We start from the raw sequence: 26,567 nt of genomic DNA on the forward strand, positions 1-26,567 counted from the left end.
CGTTCGGGCCGCTGATTGCAGCAGAGCCAAATAACCTATTCAGCGAGCCAGTTGTGGTGGAAGACGCCTTCCTTGTCCACACGCTTAAAGGTATGGGCGCCGAAGTAGTCACGCTGTGCCTGCAGCAGATTCGCAGGCAGGCGTTCCGTACGGTAGCTGTCATAGTAGGCCAATGCACTTGCGAACCCGGGAACAGGAACCCCTTGAGTTACAGCAGCGGCAACAACCTTACGCCATGCGGATTGGTACGAACCCATGATGTCTTTGAAGAACGGATCCAAGAGCAGGTTCTTCAGCTCTGGATTGGTTTCATAGGCATCCGTGATATTCTGGAGGAAACGGGAGCGGATAATGCAGCCGCCGCGCCAGATTTTGGCCAGACTGCCGTATTTCAGATCCCAGCCGTATTCGTCGGAAGCTACGCGCAACTGCGCAAAGCCTTGCGCATAGGATACGATTTTGCTCGCGAACAACGCTTTGCGCACATTTTCGATAAATTCTGCTCTGTCACCTTGGAAAGGCTCGGTTTCCGGTCCGCTCAGCACTTTGCTGGCTTCTACACGCTCATCCTTCATTGCAGACAGGAAGCGTGAGAATACAGATTCAGTAATCATGGACAGCGGCACGCCAAGATCAAGCGAGCTCTGGCTTGTCCATTTGCCTGTTCCCTTTTGGCCGGCGGCATCGAGGATAACGTCAACCATCGGTTTGCCGGTTTCTTCATCATATTGTGCGAAAATATCCGTTGTGATTTCGATCAGATAGCTGTCCAGCTCGCCGCTGTTCCACTCTTTGAAGATGCTGTGCAGCTCTTTGGCATCCAGACCAAGCACATCCTTCAAAAGCTGGTAAGCTTCGCAGATCAGCTGCATGTCGCCGTACTCGATGCCGTTGTGCACCATTTTTACATAGTGTCCTGCACCGTCCGGTCCGATATATGTACAGCAAGGCTCTCCGTCCACTTTGGCCGAAATTGCCGTAAGGATAGGTTCAACAAGCTTATATGCACTTTCTTGACCGCCTGGCATAATGGAAGGTCCTTTAAGCGCGCCTTCTTCACCGCCGGAAACTCCGGTACCGATGAATCGGAAGCCTTTTTCTTCCAGTTCTTTGCTGCGGCGAACCGTATCAGGGAAATAAGCGTTGCCGCCGTCGATAATAATATCGCCTTGATCAAGATGCGGCAGAAGCTGCTCAATTGTGGCATCGGTAGCTTTGCCCGCCTGAACCATGATCAGAATTTTACGCGGTACTTCGAGTGATTCTACAAACTCTTCAATGGAAAAAGTGCCCACCAGATTTTTGCCTTCCGCTTCGGCAACAAGATCATGTGTCTTCTCCGGGGAACGGTTGAATACCGATACGGTAAAGCCTCTGCTCTCAATGTTTAGAGCCAAATTTTTACCCATTACCGCTAAGCCAATTACGCCGATTTGTTGTTTTGCCATCTGGTCCTCCACCCTTTGCATCCTATATTTTTGTGAAATCCATTTCTCGCAGTATAAGAATACCACCCTTTGTCAGATACAGCAAAGTTCCGCCTGCGAAATAGAGATCAATTTCATTGACAAAGTCCTTAAGTTGAAGGAAATTGCTCACAATGACTATTTTAACGTTTTTACCGCCAGAAGTGAACCCCTGTCCACAAGTTGAAATACAAAGTTAGGGCACCCCTGCTGAGGGATGCCCTTAACCAAATGAAGCCGATCTTTGTTACCATTCAAGCATATTTAGCTCCCGTTGCAAAAAGCTGAGTTCAGCCATACAGGACTCTGCAAGTGCAGCATCTTCACTGCGAAGGGCCTCATTTAACCGGTCCAGCTGTTCATCAACCTCAATCCTCCGCTGGCGGATCCGCTCTTCTCCTTCACCGGAGTAAAAAAGCTTTGTCAGCTCCTGATCCGTGAGCATCGGCCCTTTCTGATACAGTACACGCTGCTGATACCCGGAAATTTCCACCAGACGGATCACTTCACCAAATAAAATATTCTCAATGATAATCTGGCGGTCACGGAAACGTTTGACTACGGCATGACCTCGCATATCGCCAATCAGCTTCTCCATCCATTCGGACAGGCGCGCATCACGGATCATATAATCGCCTACCAGCTTGTAACCATCCTTAATCCGCTGGAAGCGGAGCTTTACCAGCTTGCGGCCGGTGCGCACCGAAATCAAAAAAACACTTTCATTCTCACTCCAGTAAAGGGAATAGCCATCTTTTATCAAGTCCTTAATGAGATCCTGTATATGCTGTCGGTCAAACCGCAGCTCCAGATTGCAATACTCCACTTCGTCATTTTTGTTCACGGCACTCCCCCCTAACAGCTTTGCTTCTGCAAAACCAGCTTTATTAGCTTTTTTCCTAGGTAAAATTGACTGCCGGACCTCCACTTGCGATCTTAACTTTGCGTTCGTCTTACTCTTATTTTATACTTCATTTTATGTAGCGGTAACTTGGTTTATTGACTATTTTTACCCGTTTCCTGCTAATCCCAAACGCTTCCCGCTGTTTTTACTGGATTTAGAGGCTTTGAGATGGAAATATGCGGCAGCTGCAGCAATTTCAGCAATGCTTACATGCATGCGAATCTATCTTTTGAACAAGGAGACGCTATAATGCCATTTCAAGGATTTACACATGATGATTTTGCAGTATTTCAAATTGAGGGCCTGGAGCCGAGAATGGATGCCCTCATTGCCCGGGTGCGGCCTAAACTGAATGAGCTTGGCAACGAACTTGCTCCAGTCCTGTCCGCGCTGTGCGGAGAAGAAATGTTCCCGCATGTAGCCAAGCACGCCCGGCGCACCGTTCATGCCCCGAATGATACATGGGTGGCCTGGGGCCCGAATAAACGCGGGTACAAGGCTCTGCCGCATTTCCAGGTCGGTATGTTCTACAGCCACTTGTTTGTTGTTTTTGCCATTATCTATGAGAGCTCCAACAAGGGGGTCTTCGCGGATGCACTGGCGAAGCAATCTGCAGCTATCCGCGCCGGGCTTCCGGGAAGCTATTTCTGGTCGACCGACCACTTGGATCCTAAGGGAATCCGGGAATCAGACATGGACGACCGGCAGTTCGCCGAGCTTGCCCGCAAGCTGAAGGAAGTCAAGAAAGCCGAGATTACGTGCGGTCTGCGGATCGGCAAAGATGATCCGATTTTGTCGGATGAGGATAAGCTACTTGAGCTTATCCAGCAGACCTTCGAAACGCTGCTACCCTTGTACCGTATGTCCTTCTAGACACATACAAAGTCTATGGCTGCAATAAAGCCGCAGGTTGACGGATGATTCACTCCGTCAGCCTGCGGCTTTATTGGTGTCACCGGCCGATGCCAACCCGCTCCAGATCAGCTTGTTCCTGTCTTTAATTTTGTCCGATGGACAATAAGCAGATGCAGTCCGAACAGCAGCACCATCACAAATGAGCTGGCCAGAAAAGGAGCGCTATGGCTGACTGAATCCCACAGTCTGCCTGACAGTACAGGGCCTGCTACCATGCCGGAGCCTTGGAGTGTCAGGAAAAGGCCCCATACGGTGCCCCGCTCCCCCTTAGGCACCTGCAAGGCAATAAAGGCGTTCCAGGCCGGAAGAATAAGTGCATAACTAACACCAACCAGCGCAACAGCGCAGAAGGCCAGCGGCAGCCAGCGCACCTGGGAGAAGAAGGCCAATGAACCGGCTGCCAGCAGAAATCCAATGTTCAGAAACACCGTAGTCCCAATCCGGTCCACCAGTTTCCCGGCGGGAATGAGCGCCAGCACCGTGATCCCCCCACCGGCAATGAGCAGCAGGCTGAACTGATTCGGCGTGACATGCAGCTCCGAATGGGCAAACAAAGTCACTACCGGTGTCATAAGGCCGATGGCGAAAGCCTGCAGAAATAATGCCGGGAACAGCAGCCGGCTTACCTTCAGCGAGCTTCTGACCGCGTGCATCGTCCGCTTGAGGCTCTGCAGCGGCTGAAACGGTTTGCGCTGTTCTACAGGAACTTCTTCACTGTGGATGTCACGTACAACATGGGGAGCATGTCCACCAATTTTGGACGGGAGCAGCAGGGCAACGGCAGCAACAGCAGCTGCGCATCCCATAAGCACAAGAAATACCGTGCGGTAGCTTTGACCGCCATGATCCATCAGAAAATTCATCGTGATCGGCCCGATCCCGGTTCCGGCCAGCGAAGCCATCTCTACCGCACCCATCGCCGCACCGCTGCTGCCGCTCTTCGTAGAACCGGCCAGCTCCGTAATCCCTGTCATTGTGCAAGGCCACAGCGGGGAGGTTCCAATTCCAAGAATCAGGCAGGCTATGGATAAACTGACCGCATCTTTAGCATAGACAATCATCCCTACCGCTACTACCAGCAGCAGCAGGGCGCCCGTCATTGTCCAGCGGAAGCCGATACGCTCCATCACCCAGCCGAACGGGCTGCGGAAGAGGTTGTCCCCCAGATATTGCAACGCAAAAGCAAAGCCTACCACCGTTACCGACAAGCCGAGGATATTCTCCATATACACAGGCAGGAGGGCGACAAGCAGCGAGCCTTTCACAAATTCCACCAAAAAGATAATAGCCCACATTTCCATAATGAAGGGCGAGGCCAAGCTGATATGCATACGTTGTGCTACTTTGCCAGACATTAGATCACATCCTAGTATTATGTTGATTGATTTGTTATACTGATGCTTGCTTGAAAAAAACTATTCGCGAAAGGTTGTGACAGCATTAAATGGATCAACACCGTACTCCCCTCTTCACTGCTCTCAAAAAGCATGCCGCTGGAAACCCAGTTCAATTTCATATTCCCGGGCATAAGAAGGGGCTAGGAACCGATGCCGAATTCCGTGAGTTTATCGGCGATAACGCTCTATCCATAGATTTGATCAATATCGCACCGCTTGATGATCTTCATCAGCCTACCGGCGTAATACAAGAAGCTCAGAAGCTGGCTGCGAAGGCTTTCGGCGCCGACTATACGTATTTTAGCGTACAGGGCACGAGCAATGCCATCATGACTATGATCCTCTCTGTCTGCTCAGAAGGAGACAAAATAATTGTGCCGCGCAACATTCACAAATCCGTGATGTCGGCAATTATTTTCTCCGGAGCCAAGCCTGTTTTCGTCTCACCTGTTCAGGATGAGAATCTTGGGATAGACCACGGCATTACCACCAGCTCGCTGGAACGAGCATTAAGGCGCCATCCGGACGCCAAAGGAGTTCTAGTAATCAATCCAACGTATTTTGGCGTATGCGCTGACCTGCGTTCGATTGTTGACCTGGCCCACAGCTACGGGGTTCCCGTATTGGTGGACGAGGCACATGGAGTATTGATTCATTTTCATGAGGATCTTCCGGTATCAGCCATGCAGGCCGGTGCCGACATGGCGGCAACCAGCGTTCACAAGCTGGGCGGCTCCATGACGCAGAGCTCGGTGCTTAACGTGAATGCCAAAACCGGGCTGGTCAACCCGCAGCGGGTACAGACGATTCTCAGTATGCTGACAACAACTTCTACCTCATATATTTTGCTTGCGTCACTGGATACTTCCAGACGCAATCTGGCTCTGAATGGCCATGAAATGGCCGAGAGAACGATAGCCTTGTCCAATTATGCCCGGGAGGCCATCAACAACATCGACGGTCTGTATAGCTTTGGCAGAGAGATTCTTGGCACAGAGGCCACCTTTAATATTGATCCAACCAAGCTTAACATTCATGTCCGCCATTTGGGAATAACCGGTTATGAAACAGAAAATTGGTTGCGCCAAAAGTATAACATCGAAGTAGAACTAAGCGACATGTATAATATTCTTTGCCTGATTACGCCTGGTGATACCCAAGATTCCGTAGATAAGCTGCTTTCCGCCCTGCAGGTATTGTCAGCCATCCATTACAGCAAAGGTGAGATCTATGAGCTAAAGGTGCAGGTGCCGGAAATTCCACAGCTTGCCCTTATTCCAAGAGATGCCTTTTATGCGGATACTCAGGTAGTTCCGTTCCGCGAATCCGCAGGTTATATCATTGCGGAATTCATCTATGTTTATCCTCCGGGCATTCCGATTTTGCTCCCTGGTGAAGTAATTACCCAGGATAACATTGATTATATCATCGACCATGTGGAAATCGGGCTGCCGGTCAAAGGTCCGGAGGACCGCAGCATCAACTTTGTCAAGGTAGTCGTGGAAGCCGATCCGATCTCTTGATCGGCCGGCCTTCCGCAAAACATAGGCATTCATACAAAAACCCGATACTTTAGGTATCGGGTTTTTGCATACAAGCCTCAGGGCTGAATCCACGCAACCTCAGGCTGTGCTACACTGAAATCTATTCTTGCTGGGCAAGCAGCTCGTTGTAAGCTTGTTCAACGGCTTTCCATTCAGCTTCATCTTCAATGTTGTAAAGCACCATTTCTTCATCTTCTTCTTCCATGCGCAGAATGATGCCGTCCGCTTCAGGGTTTTCGCGTTCCAGCAACAGCGCGTATAATTTCTCGCCCACATCGAACGTTTCTACCAGCACCATTTCTACATCTTCGCCCTGCTCGTTCGTCAAGGTCAGCACAAACTCCTCGTGCTCATGGTCGTGATCATGTCCGCAACCGCATGCTTCACCATGTTCATGGCCATGCTCATGTTTGTGATCGCTCATTGAAATACCTCACTTTGAATTGAATTATCCTACATTTGGTATCGTAACACGTATGATAAGTTCAGGTCAATTTGAGGGCAGTGCAAAATACCTAATCTAGTGCAGTGATTACCTTCTCTGACACAAGTACGTAATCTACATTCTTGGAGGCTTTAATATAGAAGCCCACCCGGTACTTCCCGGACTCTTTAAAATCATAGGTGAACTCTGAGGTAGAGAACCAGAAATCTTCTTTTTTCGAACCGCCCAGCTCCTGCGACTGAATGTCCTTCACATTTCCCGATGGATCGGTAATGGCTACTTTTACTGCTGTGATGCTATCTGTCAAGCTGTCCACCTGTGACAACACCTTAAATTTGAGTTTTCCGATATTCACGTTACCAAATACATCATCGCCCTTATACAGAATAATCTGTACATTCGGCTTAAGAATGGTCACTTTGCCTGAACCGTCCCAGTTCACGACGCCTCCAGCCTCCCTGGCCGGGATATAAGCCTTGCCATCAATCAAATAGCCGCCATCAGCCATTTCCTTCCCATTGTTCCATACCCTGATTTTCTGATTTACAGCGTCCGCGAACAATAATGAACTTCCCATCAGGGAAAATACAACTACGCACAGAGCAACTTTTTTCCACCTCATAAGCAGAGACCCTCCAAATAATTCATGCTGTTAATATATACTGCCGAGGGTGACACAAGTTGCGCCGAAGTGCGATGAAAATTTCATTTCTGTCATCAAAATGTTACTATATTGAAAATATAACGTTAACCTGCTTTGGCAACAATTAGAACTGGAGGATTTTCGGTATGACTATACAACTGCAAATGATAGGTACGGGTGATGCTTTTTCCAATACCTACCATAATAACAACGGGCTGCTGCTGGATGGCAACTTCTCGCTTCTCATAGACTGTGGTGCTACAGCCCCGCTCGCCATGCATCAATTAGGGCGATCGTTCCGTGAGGTGAACGCGACGCTAATCACACATATCCATAATGATCATGTCGGCGGGCTGGAAGAGCTGGCAATAGAGTTGATGCAGGATAATAACCGAAAAATGCAGCTGCTGTTGCCAGAGACACTGCTCAAACCGCTGTGGGATCACATCCGCAAGAGCGCTCGCTCAAAGGAAGCCCGTGCAGATTCCCTCGAAGAAATGTTCAATGTAACCACCCTGCGTCCAGGTGAGTCTTACACCCTTTCCCCGGAAATTACACTGCAATTGATTCGCACCCCGCATATTCGCGGCCGGGACAGCTACTCGCTGCTGCTGAATAACGATATCTTTTACAGCGCCGATATGACCTTCCAGCCTGAGCTGCTGATCAAGCTTGTCCGCAAGCACGGCGTCCGGAAGATTTTTCACGACTGTGAGCTCAGCGGATCGGGGCAGGTTCATACTACCCTCCGGGAACTGATGTCTTTGCCTGATGATGTACGCAAGCTGATCTATTTAATGCACTACAGCGACCGGAAGCCTGAATTTGAGGGGATGACCGGAGACATGGAGTTTCTTGTTCAGCATGAGATATATGAGCTTTGAGGTTCAGTTTCCCGTATCTTTATTAACTGCAGTTTATAACCTTGAAGCTGCAAGTAGAAATAGAAGGATAACTTATAGCGTGAAGCATACAAATTCTTATATTTCAAAAAAGCCGGACAGGCAGTGTCAACTGACACTGCCTGTCCGGCTGTTCTTATTTATGCGGTTTTAGAATTGCGGCAGCTGATCCAGATTATTCGTGGGATCGCCATCCGCATCGCCACGGATGTATAACTCGCCATCTCTGCCTTTGAACACATTCACTCCGGCTATGCTTCCCGCTTGAATCTCCTGCAGCGCTTGCTGGTAGTCCAGCACACGTCCTGAAGAGGTCTGGAACTTCATCAGGTCGCCGTCACCGTTTCTTTGGGCCGCTGTAAACCGTTCACGTTCATTGTTCATCACTTAGGATCTACTCCTTCGCGCTCGGATTGGCCAATAGGCTCAACTCTAGCTTGCCCCGCTAACGAAAGAATATGTACTTTGAGGTTTAAAGCGTTTTCTGCATTCTCACATGCAAAATACCTGCATCATAGAATGGCTCTGGAGAGATCACTTCATACCCCAGCTTGTTATAAAAGGCTTCCGCCTGGCATTGTCCATCAAGGATGGATGATTCGAGGCCCAGCTCACGGGCAAGCTCCTCCAGCGCCAACAGCAGGATACGCCCGTATCCCTTGCTGCGGTAGTCTTTGTCGACTGCGATACGCTGCATTTTCGCAGTGCCTGCTTTATAATAAATCAATCTTCCGGTAGCTACCGGGAGACCCTCATCCATCAGCAAGATATGATGCACATTGTCGCCGATTACATCATACTCATCAATTTCCTCTTCTTCCGGTACCTTTTGCTCTTCAACAAATACTTTTTTGCGGATGTCCAGTCCCATCTGGAGCTGTTCATCTGTCGTTACATGTACGATTTCCGCCGCCATACTTCCACAGGTCTCCTCTCTTTATATAAAAACGATAGTTGACCCATTATACAGAATTTTCATTACGCTGTGAAGAGAGCCTTTATTCAACCGAATAGACCTCAGTGGAAATCGAGCGTTCGTATACATCCTCTAATACAGGCGATAAAGGGCTGTCTAAACCTTCAGGTTTTCCATCCAAACCAGTCATGCTCTGGATCTCCACAACACTCGGCGCCTGATAGGACGAAGCACATCCAACTGCCGTCAGAAGCAGCATTAAACAGACCACCGCTTCCCAAATCTTAATTCTGCGCATCCCTTTCCCTCCTATCGTCTTCTGCTCTACACAGCTTTGACGATTCGTGAGTTTATTAAACTGATTAGCGGTCTTTGATGAATCCAGATTCAAAAACCGCATTAATCGCTTGACTTCTACCGCGTTCCTGCCGTAAGATAACCATTAATTAGGATAACCACAAAAGCTAAGAAGAGAAAGAGTACCTTGGCCAATCTTTCACAGAGAGCTCCGGACGCTGAAAAGGAGCAAAGAAAATCCAAGGGAATATGGTCTCTGAGCTGCGCATCGAACCCCTCCAGGAGGGTTGTAGGCTGCGCCGGAACCCGCATCCGTTATCGTGCTAGGGTATACCCGCGAACAGCGGACGTACCTGAAGAGGTGAATGCCGCAAGGCATTGATGAAGTTGGGTGGTAACACGTGAGCACAGGCTCTCGTCCCTTTTGGGGACGGGAGTCTTTTTTGTTGCCCAAAAATGCTCCCGGGGCGAGTGGGAGTAAGGCTCACAAAACTTGAGCATATGCTTCCGAAGCGAGTTTTTTTCGAAGGACAATCTGGAAGTAACGCTCACAAAACTTTAGTATATGCTTCCGAAGCGAGTTTTGTTCGAAGGACAATCTGGAAGTAACGCTCACAAAACTTTAGGAGGAGATAAAATGTCCAATATCTTTATCGGAGGGGCGTGGCCTTACGCCAATGGCTCTCTGCATCTGGGAAGACTGGCAAGCATTCTGCCCGGTGACATTCTGGCCCGTTACCACCGGGCTAAAGGTGATCGGGTGCTGTATGTGTCCGGCAGCGATTGCCATGGTACACCGGTGGCTGTCCAGGCAGCCAAAGAGGGCGTAACGCCGGGTGAATTCGCCGACCGCTATCATGAGGAATTTGCGGAGTGCTTCGACAAGCTTGGTTTCACTTACGATTTATACACGCGGACAGATCAGGAAACCCACCACACGGTCGTTCGTGAGCTATTTCTTAAACTTCTGGACAACGGGCACCTGTACAAAAAGACAACGCTCCAGTGCTACTGCGAGCAGGATCAGCGGTTTCTACCTGACCGGTACGTGGAGGGAACGTGTCCGGTCTGCGGGCAGCAGGCACGCGGCGATCAATGCGATTACTGCTCCACCCTGCTCGACCCGTCCGATCTGCTGGACAGATCCTGTAAAATCTGCGGAACCCCTCCGGTACTGCGGCCTACAGAGCATTACTATCTTTCTCTTTCAAGCTTTCAAAAGGAACTGGCAGACTATGCGGAATCATCTCAGGGCTGGAGGGATAATGCCGTCCGGTTGACTCAGCGTTATCTGCAAGAGGGGCTTCAAGACCGCGCGGCTACCCGTGATCTTGATTGGGGCGTGGATGTGCCGGTAGACGGATTTACCGGTAAAAAAATCTACGTATGGATCGAAGCGGTCAGCGGCTATCTGTCCGCCAGCAAGCAGTGGGCCGCAGAGTCAGGAAACCGTTGGGAGGATTTCTGGCTGGAGAATCGCGACAGCGCCGCTGAGGATGGCAAGGCAACTTCTTATTATGTGCATGGGAAAGACAACGTGCCTTTTCATAGTCTGATTTGGCCGGGCATATTATTGGGAGTGGGCGGATTGCATTTGCCTGACCGTCTGTTTGCCTGCGAGTACATGACGCTGGAGGGGCAGAAATTCTCTACCAGCCGCAACTGGGCGGTCTGGGTACCGGATATTCTAAGCCGCTATCAGCCGGATTCAATCCGGTACTTCCTGATTGCGAACGGCCCCGAGAAGCGTGATACCGACTTCTCCTGGAGGGAGTTCATCCACAGCCATAATGGCGAGCTGCTCGGTGCCTTCGGCAATTTTGTAAACCGCAGCCTGGCCTTCATAAATAAAGCCTTCGGGGGTTGTGTGCCGGAGGGAATACTGGAGCCTAAGTGGAGAGCGAACTTCGACACCTTATACGCCGAAGCCGGCAGGCTGATCGAATCCGGGAGTTTTAAGGAGGCTCTGGAGTTTATCTTTGGTTATATTCGCCAAGCCAATAAATACTTTGATGAACAGAAACCCTGGCTGCAGATCAAGGAAGACCGCAACACCTGCGGAGATACCCTCTACACCTGCGTACAGATCATTGCTAATCTGGCTAATCTGCTGAATCCGTTCATTCCTTTTTCCTGTGATGAGCTCCGCATCTTCTTGTCCCTTGATGAGGCTGGATGGCAGCAGTCCTCTGTTCAGGCAGGACAGAACATCCATGAACTGAAGCTGCTCTTCGAACGCATTGATACTGTACGGATTGAAGAGGAAACAGCCCGGCTGGAGAGCCAGATGCTAAGTAACTAACCCTTTTGAATCTCCACCACTTAGCTGACGCTTGAAGGAGGGATTCTTGCGAACAGAGGAGCAACCTCCTCTTATGGGCAAGCGACCCCTGCGTTCCCGCAGTTCTACGTTTTATTTTTATAGGTAATTGCTATACCGCTAACTGTTTGATATTATGAGCCGTATTTTCATCCCGATCATGGTGTGTTCCGCAAGCTACACATGTCCATTCTCGAATCGAGAGGTTCTTCACTTCGGGATGGATCGTGCCGCAAACGTGGCACTGCTGACTGGTCGGCTCGAAGGTGCCGGCAACCCGGAGGGTTCGTCCATACCAGGATGCTTTATACGTGAGTTGTCGCACCCATTCGCCCCAGGAGGCATCAGCGATGGACTTGGAGAGTTTGGGATTTTGAATCATATTCGCCACACGCAGATGTTCGATGCTGATCGTTTGGCACTCACGGATCAGCTTCGTTGTCATCTTGTGGAGAAAATTGTTCCGTGAATTTGCAATGTGTTCGTGAATACGGGCAATGTGTTTCTTGGCTTTCTTCCAGTTGGAGCCCCCTGGTGTGCGTCTTGCCAAACGCCGCTGCCATAGCACAAGCTTTTTCTCGTATTGACGGTAAAACCTGGGGTTGGCAAAATGCTCCCCGCTTGAGCACACAGCGTATTCCTTAAGCCCCAAGTCAATGCCGATATGTGCATCTGCTTGACAAAATACTTATCGCTGGCGTTTTGCCGTACCGTAGCGGACAGTATACGACCCTCCAGCTTCCGAGAGTTGGCGAAACGCATCCAGCCGAGCTTGGGAAGCTTCAATCGGTTGCCTTCAATGGCGATATTTCCGTTCGTGAATTTCGTGGTGTAGCTTTGTACTGGATGCTTCCGGCTTTTGAAGCGCGGAGCTTGATTTTGCTTTTTGAAAAAGCGGTCAAAGCTATCTGCCACATGCCGAACGGCAGACTTTAAAGCAATACTATCGACTTCTTTGAGCCAGTCATATTGTGTTTTTAGGACGGGGAGCTGTGTCGCACAGGTCTGATAGGACAAGCCTTTGCCCCCTTTTGTAGTATTTTCTTACAGTATAGCACATATGTTCGCTGCCTCTTCATTCCAGGCAAGAACCTCGGAACTTTCATTGCTGATGAAAGACGGATAGGGCAGCTGCCCGATGATTTCCCTCCACTGCGGATTAAACGTTGTACTAATAGAAGAGACAGCTGCACGCTCATGGGGATTCCATAGCTCGAACAGATGTTGCTGCTCATCCGGCGTCAGCTGCAGTGCCCTCCCGATATTCTCGATGATATCCCTGGATGCGGTTACTTCTCTGCCCTGCTCCAGCCAGGTATAATAAGTTGCACTGACACCTGCCAGCATAGCGACCTCTTCCCTTCGAGTCCCTGTGTTCTTCGTTGGCTATTGGATGCTTTAAACCCTGCCTGTTCAGGCTGAAACCGGTTTCGGCGCGATTTCAGATAATCGCCGAGCGTTTTGGCTTTACTATTCGCATTAAGCATATACAACCCCTTCTCACTGAATCATTACGATCCATTTAATTTAACACGTTCCATACTTAAACCTTTGTCCGTGCTTGCTTCCCTCAACGATCCACTAGCAGCAACTATCACGGAGTTAAGGCGTCTATTTTAATGAAATTCCATTAATTGTTATCCATTAAAACGGATGTTCATCATTGAGCAAGCCTGCACGTTATGTGTCCCACAGCGTCAGAATAAAAAAAGCGCCCGAACAGTTATAAATGCAACTGCTGCGGACACAATTTTGTTCAACTTTTACTGAGCTAAAGCAATTCCCTGCAGCATTGCTGCAATGGCTTCAACGGAACCGTTCCACAGCTTCTCGCCAAGATCCCTACTGGCATGGGTTGGGTCACCTATAACGCCTGTTGTGGAATATTTGCCAAAATCCAGATTGGGATCATCCCATTCCGGCTCACTGCTGCCAGGATTAAAAATCTGCGCTTCCCTAATATCCTCAGGATGCTTATAAAGTCCCAGAGAAGTAGTGAAGCTGTCTGCATGACCACCCGGAATGTCGGGATCAGCATGCCTGCACCAGATCTCATGAAACGGATGATGGGGAAAATCTACCTTGGCTTTTCCCTCATATTCCTGATTGAACCTTACTGCCAGATTGCCCAGCAAGTGACCGCCGCAGCCGCGAAAAATAACCAGCTGTCTAAAGCCTTGGTCCACCAGGGAAGTCAGAACAGCGTATATTACATCTTCATACAGCTTCTGCGGAATATCGATAAAGCCGTATCCAAAGCTGCGGTGCTCCGGTGTAGGTCCAAAAGGAATTGTCGGTATCACCAGGGACTTGACTCCATATTTCAGTTTGGCCTGCTGCGCTGCTTCAATGGACAGCTCTGTGGCCAGCCATGTATCAAAATCAACGGTGGAGTGTGGACCCTGCTGCTCCGTACAGCCCGTCGGAATAATTGCCAGATAACCTTCCGCTGCTTTTTCTTTAATTTCCAAAAAGGTGAGCTTTCCGTATTCGACTGTCATTTGAATTTCCCCTTAGGTTGTCTAATAGTAATTAGTCGAAGCGAGGTGTTTGTTTATGCGCAGATTTTCATTGTGGCTGCCCTCCTAACCTTTCTTGCCGCAGGCCTTCTTCTGGATTTCCTGATCCATATCCTTAACATGAAACGAAGACAGCGCTTTAGCAACATTTGACCCTGAACGAGAAAAGAAGGCTAGCTACAGCTATCGAAGCTCTATACCTTCCGTTTCAGCGAGACGGCAAAATCCGGTTTGGTCTCATAGGCAATGTAGGATACTGTCCCTGCAAAATCCAAATAAGCCTGATAACGCGTGCGGATCGCCGGGCTTGTGATCTTGTCCAACACAAGCTCCTTAGCCACCCAGCAGCTTTCCGACGTTTCCTCTGAAACGGCAAGTTCTCCGCCCACCGGTTTACATACATAATCCAGCATTACTTTCGTCGGAACATCGGTGATGCCGTCATGCCATTTGTACATTCCCGTATTCGAATACACTCCGATCAGGTGAGAGACCTCGGTATCTATTCCGCTTTCTTCCTGAATCTCCCGGATGAGTGCATCCATCAGATTCTCTCCGGCCTCCACTTGCCCACCGGGGAATACCCAGCCACCATGAAATGTTTTGACCAAAAGCACTTCTCCCTGCTCATTCTCCACGATCCCGCCGACAGCCACAATATGAGTTGGCATAGCCATGTTATTAACCTCCCATGATCTTTATAGTTGAATATTGCACTGCTCAGCAAATTCATTGATTTTGGACAGCAATGCAGGATAGATCATCGGATAGGTTAACTCTTCCGGCACCTCCGTGAACCCGCATATTTCTTCCATTTCATAGGCCGGCAATTGTCCGAACTTATTAACGGTGGCCAGGTAGAGCTTTCCGAAACTATCCGGCATTGACTCTCCGGTAACCGAATAAATACTTATTGGAAATAACGTATAGTCTTCCGCTCCTGTCTCTTCATACAGTTCTCTTGCCGCTGCTTCATCAGGCGTTTCATTCTCGTCAATATGTCCACCTGCAAATTCCCATGTGGTCTGTCCACGCTGCCGAGCTAATATCCACTGCTCATTATGCCTTACGATAATAACGACGTAGGTTAGATTTTCTTCCTTTATTTCCGTTTCGTGTATAGTAACTTTCATTCACAAACATCTCCTTAGTCGGCAAAACCGATAGAGTTTTGGTGCATTACCGGATGCGACGTTCCTATTATCTCTGGTTTTAACCTATGTATAGAATGCCTTGATATTTCTTCCAACAGGAAAAGAATCACTCACCACTGTCTTCTCCCCGCTTCTCCTCACCCTTGCCCTGAGCGTTCAATTGCGCCCATATCTCCCGGGTCAAATCTTCGCCTTTATAATAGTCCACCCTATCCTCCGTTTCATACAGCTCTTCATACGGCAAAATATTGATTTTCCCGGAGTCAGGGTATTCCGCAACATCCAACCCGTTATTCGTCCGTAAATCGAGATAGCGGCAAGGCGTCTCCGTATGATTGAACAGCTGATGCGCACCTGATGGACCGGTTTCGAAAAATACCGTATCGCCCTCATGGACTTCCTGTAACCCGGCGGGAGTTCTTAACATAGCACCGCCCGCCAAAATCACAAACAGCTCTTCAGCATTTCTATGAAAGTGATACGGATACGAGTACTTGCCCGGGTCCAATGACCGGATATCAAAAATCAAATGCTTAGATTCTACCATCCCCGCCAGCTTCTCGCTGGTGTGCCAAGCAAATTCCGGAACCGGAGACTGCCTTTGTTTAAAAGAGATATTCTGTTCATTGAAAATGGTCGCCATGGAATTACTCCCTACGCATAAGTTATTTTAATCCGAGCATAGAGACTATGGAACAAGTTGTAAGTGAGTAAATTCATAGGCCGTGAAAAAAACATTGCCATCTCCTCACATCCTGTGGTATTATAAATTTCGTTGCAGGACGGTAGCTCAGCGGGAGAGCACTATCTTGACAGGGTAGGGGTCATGGGTTCGAACCCCATCCGTCCTATACTGCATCACTACGTAAAACTCCTTATTTTATAAGGAGTTTTTTCTTTTCTATCCCCACTCACATCCCACTTTTACCGCGTGAAAAATTGATTTGGGGACGGATTGGGAACGGAATTGAAAAAAAGAGTTACCATAAAGGCAACTCAATTGAAATTGATTTGTGTAGTTGTTAAATTATTATTTTTACTGACTTCTTTGTGATGCCTCTAGAGTGCTTAGCCAGTATTTCAATCCGTATGGACGAGTATCCTATATATATATCTCACAAATTCCCGTTAATACCTTTTGGGTCTTGATTCACAGATATGATACTCAAACGGACCACTCCAATATTATTTAAGTAGTTCTTCTGGAACTTCAGGTTGATGCACATACAACGCACTGTTTGTATTTGCAATGAATATCGCTACCATCGATAAGCATGTCGCCAAACCAGACACGATTCGAACATTCGCTTTTTTCAACATCTTTACTTCACCTCCTTTCTGGCAATTAATAGACTTAGAGATTGAGCAAAAAAACTCACGGCTATAGCAGATGAACAAATCATGACATTTGTAGCAACCAAGATCAGGCCGATTATTTTAAGCTTCGGATAGTGACGCTTGGGGATTCTAGTCTGCTTTTCAATTCCAATCGGCGCTAACCACAAGATGATCAAAAAACTGATTGCATTCATAACCTGTACAACTACTAAATTTACGTTAATAAAAGATAGCGCAGTAAACAATGTCGTAGTAAATATGACACACGCTACACCCGACTTAAGGTGAACACCGCCCGACGATTGCCGTAGTAATGCAAAAGAAATTAATATCGTTAAAGCTTCAGAAAAATTACCTGTGAGCAAAGATATAGCAAGTGTAATGACGATGATAAAAACAACATTTAGCACAACCTCTAATGCATACTTTAGAACCGCTTGCGATGCGGGGTGATCAGGAACAACTTTTTTTATATTGTAGGCTATCCTCTCAGATATACGATCAATCATTTTCTTTTTCCTTCCCGGTAGAGTAATAGATGAAGAAAATTGAGATCATTAAAAAGAACAATATATTCAAATAAATTTCGTTGTAATATAAAAGAATTGAGATTCCAATTAAGAAAATTATGATGATCGTCGTTAAAAAAATATCTTCTAACTTAAATCGAAGTTTCTCTATGTCAAAAGTAAAGCCTTTTCCTTTTCTGTAGTAGTGCCAAAAAAAGGAGCAAATAACTACGGAGGTGAGTACTTGTAATATGTATCCATTGCTTTTATTCCCTTCTATTGCTCCTATTGAACCGAATAAGATAAGTACAATAACAGTTTGTATGACTGCAAAAATAGCATATCCTGATATAGTTGCAATAACGGACAGTATGAGGGGCATCCTAACAACTGCAGCAAAGAATAATATGAATATTACTATCAGTATTAAAGGTGCGATATTGCTCATATCAAACTCTTTCCTCACCAAATAGCTCTGCAAATTTATTATTAAAGTAACAAACAAGGCTTGCCAAGCATGATGTTTCCACTTGAATCTAAAGAGCGACATAATCAAATAATAAATAGACATGAGCTCAATAGTCGAAAAGAACATGAATAGAATTGGCTCCCATGACAACACACAACACCGCCTGACATTATTTTCATTCAATGCATTAATTATAAATCCGAAATAGAGTTACCGTATACTACTTATTTACTACGAATTAGGTCTTTCAGGCGGCAATATCTCAAAACAATTCCCGCCATCCGCGAGCGCCACAGCAAGAACGGTCTATCTATAAGTCGCAAGTCTGAAGACGAAGAAACCGCCAGCTCAAAAAGCCCGGCGGGTTATCATATCATTGGGTCAACCACACGAAACCAAGGCGGATAAGCTGAACATCAAATATCCATTCAAGAGTAGCGTTTATCCCTCTAGAGCATCATTTATATATTGAACAAACAATTTGTCCGAGAACAGAACAACCTTATTGTCCTTCGTCAGCATATAGATACTTTTAGCATCCGCACTTACATACACAGTATTGATCAGCTCATACAACTTCTGAATAACATCGCAAAGACTCCTCATATTTTCCGATCCGTTTATTTTGCGCCCCCTCCCCTAATTATTCAATAAGCATACAAAATGTGCCAATATACGTCAAAGAATAAACAGAAACAAACCCGCCAGGCACAAGCCCGGCGGGTTATGATACACATGCTCTACATCCAAATCTATCTTCCGTCGTTTTTAAAACTAGAAATCAGCAGTAGCAATTTGAATTGTACCTGTAGCAGGACCAACAGCTGTGGTCTGGAGAGCGGCTACCAACAGTAAAGCAACTTCCAACGTGAGGCTATTGGTTGGAGGTATTACATAAGTGATGACAGGAGCGTTGACACGTGTAACTACAAGATTGATCGGAGCCGGACCGTTATTATTAACGGTAATTGTAGCATTTGCTCCACCGTTCAAGTTTTCAAAATAAGATTTACCAACATTGGCCGCCAGAGAGTAAAACTGCTGGGGTAAGAGAATCGACATAAGAATCACCTCCTAGAACTAGATATTGTATTCTATTCTTCCAAAGAAGAAATGTAATAGATAAGTGGATCAGTACCAAAACACATTTTACAATTATTACATAGTGGTGAAACTATCTTCTATGGCTTAAATTCAATCGCAATTAGATATAAAAAAAGACCCCGCCGGCATCCGGCAGAGTCAAATCATTCATGAACTTATCCCTCATAGGTAAACCGGCCTTTAGGCCAGTACCCGCAGCACATCCTCGATCTTCCGCTGATGCGAAAGCACACCATAATTCATCCAGGCCATAAAATCCACCTCGTACACGTTGCGGTTGCGCACAGCGGGCAGGCTTCTCCATAGCGGAGTATCCAGCAGCTCCCGGCCTTCACCTTCCTGCCGGTCAAAAGTAATGAACAAATGATCCGCCGTCAGGCCTGACAACTCTTCACTTGTTAGGCTCACACGCTTCTGTCCCCGGGTGAGCTGCCGGACCAACGGATGCCGCTGGAGCCCAAGATCCTCATGCAGTACGCTTGCCGTATATCCCAGTTCCTCACATCCATAGAGCGCGACTCCGCAGGAAGATATCCTAAGTAAGGCTACCGTCTCTCCCCGGACGCTGCGGCTGAGGATCCGCTTCGCCTGCTGGGCCTGCTGCTCATAATGGCCGATGACCTCCTGTACATGCTCCGTTCTGCCGAAGACAGCAGCTGCTGAGCGCAGTGTTGCACGCCAGTCTTCCTGGTGAAACGGGAGTCTGAACAGCGGGGCAATCCGGCGGCACTCACCCAAATGCCAGCGCTGAAAGCCGTCATCCAGTATAATCAGCTCGGGCGTGTAACGGGAAAGCTCTGACCAATCTCCGGTGGAAATATCAAACGTTGGGACCTGATCCAGACCCAGGTACTCTTGCTTGCCCCACTGTGCATGACAATATTGAGCCACCGGAGTAATGCCCAAAGCCAGCAGATAATCCTCCAGAAAAGGCGCGAATACACGGACCCCTTCCTGATGAAGGCTCCTGTATTGACCGGGTGTAACACCTACTGCTCCCTTGAAACGCCGGTTAAAATAATACTCATTGCTATAGCCGACTGTCAGTGCAATATCATGCAGACGGTCCTTGGTCAGAAGCAGCTGCTGCTGCGCCCGTTCGATACGGAGGCCGTTCAAATGCCCCAAGGGAATCTTGCCGGTAATCTCTTTAAAAAGCTGAGTATAACGCGCGCGCCCAATACCTGCAATCTCTGCCAATTGATCGACGGATACCGGTTCACTGTAATGCTCCTGCATATAGTGAATGGAACGTTGTACCGCCTCATGATCATTATTTGTCTGAACTGCCGGGGAATTGGCCCGCATGATCAGCAGCAGCAGCTCCTGAAAACGGGTATGACCCGCGAACCATTCGATGTCATCGGGACTCCTGCGGCTATGATAAATGGAATCCAGCAGCAGTGTACATTGGGAAAAAGGTCTGCAGCTTAAGAGACCCGGCTGGAGCATGGCATTCCCGGGCAATTTCCTCTTTCCGCGGTGTCTGCCATCCCCAGTGCTGATAACCTCAAAAGCAAGCCGGTAAAAGCTAAGCCCCCGCTCTCCGGCCTGAATACTGTTCATAGATCCAGCCTCAATCAGAAAGCCTGCACCTTTGTCCAAAGGATAACGCCTTTCCTCCGCTTCGAGCCAGCCCTGCCCTTCCGATACTATGATCAATGTGTGCTCCTGAAACACAGCCATTTGTCCGTTTCCCGCAGGGGATTGGGCTATTGCTTCTATGTTAGTCAAGCTGTATAACAGCTTTTTTCCAGTGCTTTCACTGAGCAGTTCTGCCATTCTCCCGCCCCCTAATTGAGAATCATTTTCATCTCCTTAGTGTAAAACAAAAATGAAAGCCTATCAACTATGCAAAATCATATCAAAAAGTTTCGACAGCAAAAAGATATATCACAAGGCAGGTTAGCAGATTTATGCAATGTAAGCAGACAGACCATAAATGCCATTGAAAACAACAAATATGACCCAAGTTTGCAATTAGCTTTTGATATTGCCAAACATTTAGCAGTTAGAATTGATAAGTTATTCTTACATGAAGGGAGAGAAGAGGAATGAACACCCGAAAAATAGGTGCAACCGCAGTAGGGGCAGCCACTCTAATTGTGGTGGCCTTTACCATCTATAAGGTCATGGTTGGAAAAGACGTTGGATTTAACGAAATAATAACAATCGCAACGCTGGTAATGATGTTTTTTCCTATGATCACCTGGGGAACCAAGGCAGACAAAGATGGTATATTTGAGGATGACGAGTTAGGAAAAAAGATTACGGAGAGAAGCTCGAAAATAAGTTACTTTCTTCTTCTTTTTTTATACTTGGAGCTTTAGTTGCTGATGAAATCGTAAATGAAACAATGAACATTTTTTTATTAGGGGTATTAGGATTAGCAATGATTACTTTACCCATTGTTGAGTTTCTAGTGAGTAAGAAGTATCGCTAGCGGGAACGTCAGTTCAATAAAAAAGCGGCAGTCCAGGACATTATTTCTCGTCCATGGCTGCCGCTGTTTCTTTTATGAGGGGTTAGTCTTTCAGTTTGCCTGGCGTTTCATTTCACCATTGCTTTCAGCAGATCATCAAGCTTCATCGAATTGGCTGTAATCGCGCCGGACTGCCAGTGGGAGCGTTCCATTCTGTAAACATTCCCGTTCTTCACCGCAGGCAGGTTCTTCCACAACGGACCACCCAGAATTTTGATTGCTTCCTCATTCTCCGCGGTATCCCATCCTCCGTTGTCAGGGAATACAATGATATGATCCGCTTCAAGATCTGGTATCACTTCTTCGGAAATAATGGACTGAAATTCAGTCATCTCCGCAGCCATAGGGACGGGAGTCAGACCAAATTGGTCATAGACCACACCCGTAAATCGGTTTTTGACACCAAATAACGCAAAGGTTTTCTCGGCAACGTTAAGCCGGATTACAGCTACCTTCTCCTGCCCCAAAGCCTGCTGCAGCTTGGCTTTTCCATCCGCCACCTTCTGGTCATACTCCGCAAGTACAGCTTCGCCCTTTTCCGGAATGCCCAGCACCTCTGCGATAGCTGTGAGCATTTGTCTTGAATCCTGCAGCACTTTCTCCGGCAGACGGTAGGTTGGCGCTACCTTGGAGTATTGTTCGTATTTTGCTGCATCTGCTCCTCCGTCCGCAATGATCAAGTCCGGATTTTTTTCCAACAATGCCTCAATACTCCCGGTAATATCATATTCCGGCACGTCCAGATTCAAATAATCCTGCTTGCCCCAGCTGGGATGATACCATTGCACGACCGGGGTAACGCCTAACGCCTTCAGATAATCCTCCACATAGATCCCTGCCACCCGCTTAGGACTAACAGGAATTTCAACCTCTCCGAATTCCCCGACGACAGTCCGTGTGCCATTTCCGGCTGAAGTATCGGTGCTTGCATCGGTGGATGTATTGCTTGCTGCGGTTGGATTCGCCGCATTCTCTGTTTGAACGTTTTTTCCTCCGGCAGCATTATTATTTGTGCCGCAAGCCGCCAAAGCGGACATTGCCAGTACAAGTACAGCTGTCCAAATACATTTTCGACCCCAACTTGCCATTGATCTCTTCACTCCTATACATCATTGTGATTGATTATCATTCTCAATAATCCTAAGGACAATAGTAGCACGTCTTCATCAGCTTTCAATGCACTTTCTCTGCGACAATCTTATACAAACTTCTAAATTGCATAGTATCTCACGTCGATTTGCAAACCTTTAAGTAAAAAACGACCCTGCCAGCAGCTGGCAGAGTCAAGAGTTCATGAACGTATATACTACATACAAGCTGGGGATATCTTCAATTTAACACCTGATTGTTAATAGAGTGTGTGGAGAAATCATGGAATGGATAAATTATGAGCAAGGCAAATTCTTTAACCGGGTGATTGATTTCTGTAGCGATTTATTTTACAATGAACTCATAAACGCGCGTTTATTTAAAGGGGGCACTATGCGCAGCGAAGATATTGCTAAGCTCGCCGGGGTATCCCGTAGTACGGTATCCCGCGTGATCAACAACTATTCCAATGTCCCTGAAGAGACCCGGGCCAAGGTGCTGAAGGTTATTGAACAGCATCAATACGAGCCAAACAGCTTTGCCCGGGCTCTGGCCGGCAAGAAGACCGATACGATCGGCCTTTTCGCCATCAGCATGAACGAGAAGGAGAATGCAACCCGGATCTATCAGAACAATTACTTCGCGCCTTTCGTCGATGCCGTAGTCGACACGTCGAATGCCCGCGGCTGTTATGTGCTGATTCATACCGTATACTCTCCCGACGATTTCCTGAAGGTTAAGCAGGCTTTCCTGCAGAAACGGATTGACGGCGGCATTATCGTCGGCACCCAGAAGGATATTGATATCGTACGGGAAATGGTTGGACTTGAATCGCCGCTAGTGCTGATCGATTACGACATTTCGGAGATTATGTCGGAGCATCTGGACCGCAATCATCTGGCCATTGTAAACTCCAAGGACTATGAGGGCACAGTCGAAGCCATCGAGTATTTGATCGGCCTTGGCCACGAAGAAATCGGCATGATCTGCGGACGAATGAACACGTACTCCGGACGGGAACGCTATATGGCATACGAGGATACGTTGAAGCGGCATGGATTGCAGATCAATGAGAACTTCATCCTGCAGGGTGATTTCTTGAAGGAGAAGGCTTACGAAGAGGTCAAGAAGCTGCTGGAGTCCGGCGGCCCATTGCCGACAGCCTTCTTCTCGTCCAACGATGATATGGCTATTTCAGCGATGGAAGCGTTCTCCGAACACGGAGTCTCCGTGCCTGAGGATATGTCCATTGCCGGATTCGATGATGTGCAGCTTGCCTCGCGTATTCATCCCAAGCTGACCTCTGTACGTCTGCCGATTTATGAAATGTCCAAGGCCGCTGTCGAGAAAGTAATCGAGCTGTGCGATTCCGTTCAGCCGACCTTTAGCACCATCAGCTTCCCGGCCAGGCTGGTCAAAAGAGACTCCTGCCTGCCGCCGAAGAAGTAAGGCTCCCTGCAAGAATGCTGCATCATCCGTCCAGCGTATACCATTTCGCTGGATGTACCAGCATTTCTTTAAGGAGTGGCAATCATTATTATAATGTTTTGCAGGAAAATCCCTTTGCCCCGAGGGAATTTTTTCTGAGCTCTATAAACGCGCGTTCACAATTGAAAGGAGACTTTCCTCTTATGAAATTCGGAACTTTTGACGACACTCGTAAAGAGTACGTAATCAACACCCCTAAAACACCTTATCCATGGATCAACTACCTCGGTAACGAGCAATTTTTCGGCCTTATCTCCAATACTGCCGGTGGTTACACCTTCTATCGCGATGCCCGGATGAGAAGATTGACCCGCTACCGGTATAACAATATTCCGCTGGATACAGGCGGACGTTACTACTATCTGTATGACGACGGCGATTTCTGGACCCCGGGCTGGATGCCGGTCAAACGCGACCTCGATTTCTACGAGTGCCGCCACGGTCTTGGCTATACTTCCATCACCGGCGAACGCAACGGTATTTCTGTGAACCAGCTCGCTTTTGTACCGATGGGCCACAATGCCGAAGTACACCGCCTTGTTGTGAAGAATACCGGATCAGCTAAGAAATCGGTGAAGCTGTTCTCTTTTGCCGAGTTCTGTCTGTGGAATGCCCAGGATGATATGACCAATTTCCAGCGTAATCTGAGCACTGGCGAGGTTGAAGTTAAGGATTCCGTAATCTATCACAAAACAGAATACCGTGAGCGCAGAAACCACTATGCTTTCTATTCTGTAAATAAAGAAATCGCCGGCTTTGATACCGACCGCGAGTCCTTCGTGGGTATGTATAATGGCCTGGATGCTCCACAAGCAGTAGCTGCCGGGGAAGCAACCAACTCCGTAGCCAGCGGCTGGTCGCCAATCGGCTCTCATGCACTTGAAATCACGCTGGAACCAGGCGAAGAGCAAAGCTTCATCTTCGTACTCGGCTATATCGAGAACCCGGAAGATGAGAAATGGGAATCCCTGAATGTCATTAATAAAAAACCGGCGCAGGCTGTCATCGAGCAATTCGCTACAGACGCTCAAGTGGATGCTGCTCTGGCTGTTCTGGCTGCACACTGGGATAACCTGCTGTCCAAATATCAGATCACAAGCGGCGACGACAAGCTGAACCGTATGGTCAACATCTGGAACCCATATCAATGTATGGTTACCTTCAACATGTCCCGCTCCGCTTCCTACTTCGAATCCGGGATTGGCCGCGGTATGGGCTTCCGCGATTCCAACCAGGACTTGCTCGGATTTGTACACCAAATTCCTGAGCGCGCCAAAGAACGTATTCTGGACATCGCCGCTACCCAGTTCGAAGACGGCAGCGCGTATCACCAATACCAGCCGCTGACCAAAAAAGGCAACAACGAAGTCGGCACCGGCTTTAACGATGATCCGCTTTGGCTGATCCTGGGAACGGCTGCCTACATTAAGGAAACCGGCGACACTTCCATTCTGGATGAGCAGGTTCCTTTCGACAGCAACCCGGACAACACTGCTACCCTGTTCGAGCACTTGAAACGCTCCTTCGAGCATGTCACGAATAACCTCGGACCTCACGGCCTGCCGCTGATCGGCCGCGCGGACTGGAATGACTGCCTGAACCTCAACTGCTTCTCTACCGAGCCAGGCGAATCGTTCCAGACGACTGCCAACATCGAAGGCCGCGTAGCGGAATCCGTCTTCATCGCCGGTCTGTTCGTCTTTGTTGGACCGGACTATGCGGAAATTTGCCGCATGCGCGGACTTAACGATGTTGCTGCGGATGCCGTAGCCAAGATCGACAACATGCGTGAAATCACGCTGACCCATGGCTTCGACGGTGACTGGTTCCTGCGCGCTTACGACCACTACGGCGACAAGATCGGCAGCAAAGAAAACGAAGAAGGCCAAATCTTCATCGAGCCGCAAGGGATTTGCGTAATGGCCGGTATCGGCGTGGAAGACGGTCAAGCAGCCAAAGCTTTGACTTCCGTTGAGGAACGTCTGGACACAGATTATGGTATCGTGCTGCAGCAGCCGCCATACTCCAAGTACTACCTGAACCTGGGTGAAATTTCTACGTATCCGCCGGGCTATAAAGAAAACGCCGGTATTTTCTGCCACAACAACCCATGGATCATGATTGCTGAAACGGTACTGGGACACGGCGACAGAGCATTCGATATCTATAAGAAAATTGCTCCGGCTTATCTGGAAGACATCAGCGAAGTTCACCGGATGGAACCTTATGTGTACTCGCAAATGATCGCTGGTAAAGATGCCGTACGCCACGGGGAAGCGAAAAACTCCTGGCTGACGGGTACCGCTGCCTGGAACTATGTAGCCATTACCCAATCCATTCTCGGCATCCAGGCTGATTTCGCAGGTCTGAAAGTAGATCCTTGTATCCCTGCTGAGTGGGACGGATTCGAAATCACCCGCGTCTTCCGTGGAGATACTTATGTAATCACTATTAAGAACCCTAACCATGTCTCTAAAGGTGTTGCCAGCCTCACTCTCGACGGGGCCGTTGTAGAAGGGAACATCATCGCTCCTGTTGGCGACGGTGCAGTGCACCAAGTGGTAGTTGAGCTGGGCTAAATATCTGCCGTGACAACATGTTAACCGCTTGTTTATTAAACGGGTCTCGTCTTTGCAAAAAGACGGGGCCTGTTTTTTTGTGGGAGG

26 protein-coding genes, 1 tRNA gene, 2 pseudogenes and 1 other annotated feature are annotated in these 26,567 nt (G+C 48.1%); of the genes and pseudogenes, 9 read left to right on the forward strand and 20 right to left on the reverse strand.

The features are described from left to right. Window positions 1–35 precede the first annotated feature (35 nt). Together gnd and AC3WT9_RS08615 are read right to left on the reverse strand one after the other, a co-directional pair. Window positions 36–1,448, reverse strand: coding sequence for an NADP-dependent phosphogluconate dehydrogenase (gene gnd / locus AC3WT9_RS08610; protein WP_341378310.1), 1,413 nt, complete (start codon window positions 1,446–1,448; stop codon window positions 36–38). 265 nt (window positions 1,449–1,713) lie between these two features. Then, on the reverse strand, window positions 1,714–2,310 hold the full coding sequence (locus AC3WT9_RS08615; protein ID WP_076112069.1) for a YkzI domain-containing protein: 597 nt from the start codon (window positions 2,308–2,310) through the stop codon (window positions 1,714–1,716). Between the two features lie 309 nt (window positions 2,311–2,619). Here AC3WT9_RS08615 and AC3WT9_RS08620 point away from each other — a divergent pair, with 309 nt between their 5' ends. Next, window positions 2,620–3,243, forward strand: coding sequence for a DUF1054 domain-containing protein (locus AC3WT9_RS08620; protein ID WP_341092384.1), 624 nt, complete (start codon window positions 2,620–2,622; stop codon window positions 3,241–3,243). 107 nt (window positions 3,244–3,350) lie between these two features. On the opposite strand, the gene AC3WT9_RS08625 is transcribed toward AC3WT9_RS08620, so the two are convergent. After that, window positions 3,351–4,640, reverse strand: a complete 1,290-nt coding sequence (locus AC3WT9_RS08625; protein ID WP_341092383.1) for an MFS transporter — start codon at window positions 4,638–4,640, stop codon at window positions 3,351–3,353. A gap of 89 nt (window positions 4,641–4,729) precedes the next feature. Here AC3WT9_RS08625 and AC3WT9_RS08630 point away from each other — a divergent pair, with 89 nt between their 5' ends. After that, on the forward strand, window positions 4,730–6,205 hold the full coding sequence (locus AC3WT9_RS08630) for an aminotransferase class I/II-fold pyridoxal phosphate-dependent enzyme (protein WP_341092381.1): 1,476 nt from the start codon (window positions 4,730–4,732) through the stop codon (window positions 6,203–6,205). A gap of 121 nt (window positions 6,206–6,326) precedes the next feature. Here AC3WT9_RS08630 and AC3WT9_RS08635 read toward each other — a convergent pair whose 3' ends face one another. After that, a complete protein-coding gene (locus AC3WT9_RS08635) occupies window positions 6,327–6,650 on the reverse strand; it encodes a DUF1292 domain-containing protein (protein WP_215175585.1) in 324 nt (107 codons plus the stop codon). Window positions 6,651–6,741: 91 nt separating this feature from the next. Then, window positions 6,742–7,293, reverse strand: coding sequence for a copper amine oxidase (locus tag AC3WT9_RS08640; RefSeq protein ID WP_341092380.1), 552 nt, complete (start codon window positions 7,291–7,293; stop codon window positions 6,742–6,744). Window positions 7,294–7,460: 167 nt separating this feature from the next. On the opposite strand from AC3WT9_RS08640, the gene AC3WT9_RS08645 reads away from it, so the two are divergent. Then, window positions 7,461–8,198, forward strand: coding sequence for an MBL fold metallo-hydrolase (locus AC3WT9_RS08645; RefSeq protein WP_341092378.1), 738 nt, complete (start codon window positions 7,461–7,463; stop codon window positions 8,196–8,198). Window positions 8,199–8,366: 168 nt separating this feature from the next. Here the strand turns inward: AC3WT9_RS08645 and AC3WT9_RS08650 are convergent, their stop codons facing one another. The 3 genes from AC3WT9_RS08650 to AC3WT9_RS08660 form a co-directional block, all read right to left on the reverse strand. Further along, window positions 8,367–8,603: a DUF3892 domain-containing protein gene (locus AC3WT9_RS08650; RefSeq protein ID WP_341092377.1), complete on the reverse strand. Its 237-nt coding sequence runs from the start codon at window positions 8,601–8,603 to the stop codon at window positions 8,367–8,369. Window positions 8,604–8,688: 85 nt separating this feature from the next. Then, window positions 8,689–9,132, reverse strand: coding sequence for a GNAT family N-acetyltransferase (locus tag AC3WT9_RS08655; RefSeq protein WP_341092376.1), 444 nt, complete (start codon window positions 9,130–9,132; stop codon window positions 8,689–8,691). 82 nt (window positions 9,133–9,214) lie between these two features. Beyond that, a complete protein-coding gene (locus AC3WT9_RS08660; protein WP_341092374.1) occupies window positions 9,215–9,430 on the reverse strand; it encodes a hypothetical protein in 216 nt (71 codons plus the stop codon). Between the two features lie 159 nt (window positions 9,431–9,589). Continuing rightward, window positions 9,590–9,855 (forward strand) — a binding site (T-box leader). Window positions 9,856–10,066: 211 nt separating this feature from the next. Here AC3WT9_RS08660 and metG point away from each other — a divergent pair. Then, on the forward strand, window positions 10,067–11,731 hold the full coding sequence (gene metG / locus AC3WT9_RS08665) for a methionine--tRNA ligase (RefSeq protein WP_341092372.1): 1,665 nt from the start codon (window positions 10,067–10,069) through the stop codon (window positions 11,729–11,731). 130 nt (window positions 11,732–11,861) lie between these two features. Here the strand turns inward: metG and AC3WT9_RS08670 are convergent. From AC3WT9_RS08670 to AC3WT9_RS08695, 6 genes and pseudogenes are all read right to left on the reverse strand, one after another. Next, a pseudogene (locus AC3WT9_RS08670) lies at window positions 11,862–12,775 on the reverse strand (RNA-guided endonuclease TnpB family protein); the annotation flags it as partial. Between the two features lie 18 nt (window positions 12,776–12,793). Next, window positions 12,794–13,111 (reverse strand): annotated as a pseudogene (locus AC3WT9_RS08675) (helix-turn-helix domain-containing protein); the annotation flags it as partial. A gap of 401 nt (window positions 13,112–13,512) precedes the next feature. Further along, window positions 13,513–14,250: a creatininase family protein gene (locus AC3WT9_RS08680; RefSeq protein WP_341092370.1), complete on the reverse strand. Its 738-nt coding sequence runs from the start codon at window positions 14,248–14,250 to the stop codon at window positions 13,513–13,515. Between the two features lie 212 nt (window positions 14,251–14,462). Continuing rightward, window positions 14,463–14,945: an NUDIX hydrolase gene (locus AC3WT9_RS08685; protein WP_341092369.1), complete on the reverse strand. Its 483-nt coding sequence runs from the start codon at window positions 14,943–14,945 to the stop codon at window positions 14,463–14,465. Window positions 14,946–14,966: 21 nt separating this feature from the next. Then, the gene (locus AC3WT9_RS08690; RefSeq protein WP_341092368.1) at window positions 14,967–15,401 is read right to left on the reverse strand and encodes an NUDIX hydrolase; all 435 of its coding nucleotides are present in this window, start codon (window positions 15,399–15,401) and stop codon (window positions 14,967–14,969) included. 127 nt (window positions 15,402–15,528) lie between these two features. Beyond that, on the reverse strand, window positions 15,529–16,065 hold the full coding sequence (locus AC3WT9_RS08695; RefSeq protein WP_341092367.1) for a cupin domain-containing protein: 537 nt from the start codon (window positions 16,063–16,065) through the stop codon (window positions 15,529–15,531). Between the two features lie 136 nt (window positions 16,066–16,201). Here AC3WT9_RS08695 and AC3WT9_RS08700 point away from each other — a divergent pair. Beyond that, a tRNA-Val gene (locus AC3WT9_RS08700) sits at window positions 16,202–16,273 on the forward strand. A 334-nt stretch (window positions 16,274–16,607) separates the two neighbouring features. Here the strand turns inward: AC3WT9_RS08700 and AC3WT9_RS08705 are convergent. From AC3WT9_RS08705 to AC3WT9_RS08725, 5 genes are all read right to left on the reverse strand, one after another. Continuing rightward, window positions 16,608–16,742, reverse strand: coding sequence for a cyclic lactone autoinducer peptide (locus AC3WT9_RS08705; RefSeq protein ID WP_341092366.1), 135 nt, complete (start codon window positions 16,740–16,742; stop codon window positions 16,608–16,610). 2 nt (window positions 16,743–16,744) lie between these two features. After that, entirely contained in the window at window positions 16,745–17,269 is a 525-nt protein-coding gene (locus AC3WT9_RS08710) for an accessory gene regulator ArgB-like protein (RefSeq protein WP_341092365.1), read from the reverse strand. Further along, entirely contained in the window at window positions 17,262–17,717 is a 456-nt protein-coding gene (locus tag AC3WT9_RS08715; RefSeq protein ID WP_342481729.1) for a hypothetical protein, read from the reverse strand. Before AC3WT9_RS08715 ends, AC3WT9_RS08710 begins: the two co-directional genes overlap by 8 nt. A 795-nt stretch (window positions 17,718–18,512) precedes the next feature. Beyond that, window positions 18,513–18,800 (reverse strand): hypothetical protein, encoded by a 288-nt coding sequence (locus AC3WT9_RS08720; protein ID WP_341092361.1) that lies wholly within the window; start codon window positions 18,798–18,800, stop codon window positions 18,513–18,515. 222 nt (window positions 18,801–19,022) lie between these two features. After that, a complete protein-coding gene (locus AC3WT9_RS08725) occupies window positions 19,023–20,624 on the reverse strand; it encodes a helix-turn-helix domain-containing protein (protein ID WP_341092360.1) in 1,602 nt (533 codons plus the stop codon). A gap of 69 nt (window positions 20,625–20,693) precedes the next feature. Here AC3WT9_RS08725 and AC3WT9_RS08730 point away from each other — a divergent pair, with 69 nt between their 5' ends. Continuing rightward, window positions 20,694–20,900: a helix-turn-helix transcriptional regulator gene (locus AC3WT9_RS08730; protein WP_341092358.1), complete on the forward strand. Its 207-nt coding sequence runs from the start codon at window positions 20,694–20,696 to the stop codon at window positions 20,898–20,900. Continuing rightward, window positions 20,897–21,172, forward strand: a complete 276-nt coding sequence (locus AC3WT9_RS08735; RefSeq protein ID WP_341378300.1) for a hypothetical protein — start codon at window positions 20,897–20,899, stop codon at window positions 21,170–21,172. Before AC3WT9_RS08730 ends, AC3WT9_RS08735 begins: the two co-directional genes overlap by 4 nt. A 220-nt stretch (window positions 21,173–21,392) precedes the next feature. Here AC3WT9_RS08735 and AC3WT9_RS08740 read toward each other — a convergent pair whose 3' ends face one another. Beyond that, window positions 21,393–22,412 carry an ABC transporter substrate-binding protein gene (locus AC3WT9_RS08740; RefSeq protein WP_341092355.1) on the reverse strand — a complete coding sequence of 340 codons (1,020 nt, stop codon included), beginning with the start codon at window positions 22,410–22,412 and terminating at the stop codon, window positions 21,393–21,395. Window positions 22,413–22,695: 283 nt separating this feature from the next. Between AC3WT9_RS08740 and AC3WT9_RS08745 the strand changes: the two genes are divergently transcribed. Further along, complete coding sequence (locus AC3WT9_RS08745; protein ID WP_341092352.1) at window positions 22,696–23,862, forward strand: LacI family DNA-binding transcriptional regulator; 1,167 nt, start codon at window positions 22,696–22,698, stop codon at window positions 23,860–23,862. A 182-nt stretch (window positions 23,863–24,044) separates the two neighbouring features. Then, window positions 24,045–26,480 (forward strand): glycoside hydrolase family 94 protein, encoded by a 2,436-nt coding sequence (locus AC3WT9_RS08750; RefSeq protein ID WP_341378299.1) that lies wholly within the window; start codon window positions 24,045–24,047, stop codon window positions 26,478–26,480. Window positions 26,481–26,567: the final 87 nt, after the last annotated feature.

The organism is Paenibacillus sp. EB106-06-01-XG199 (assembly GCF_058791575.1).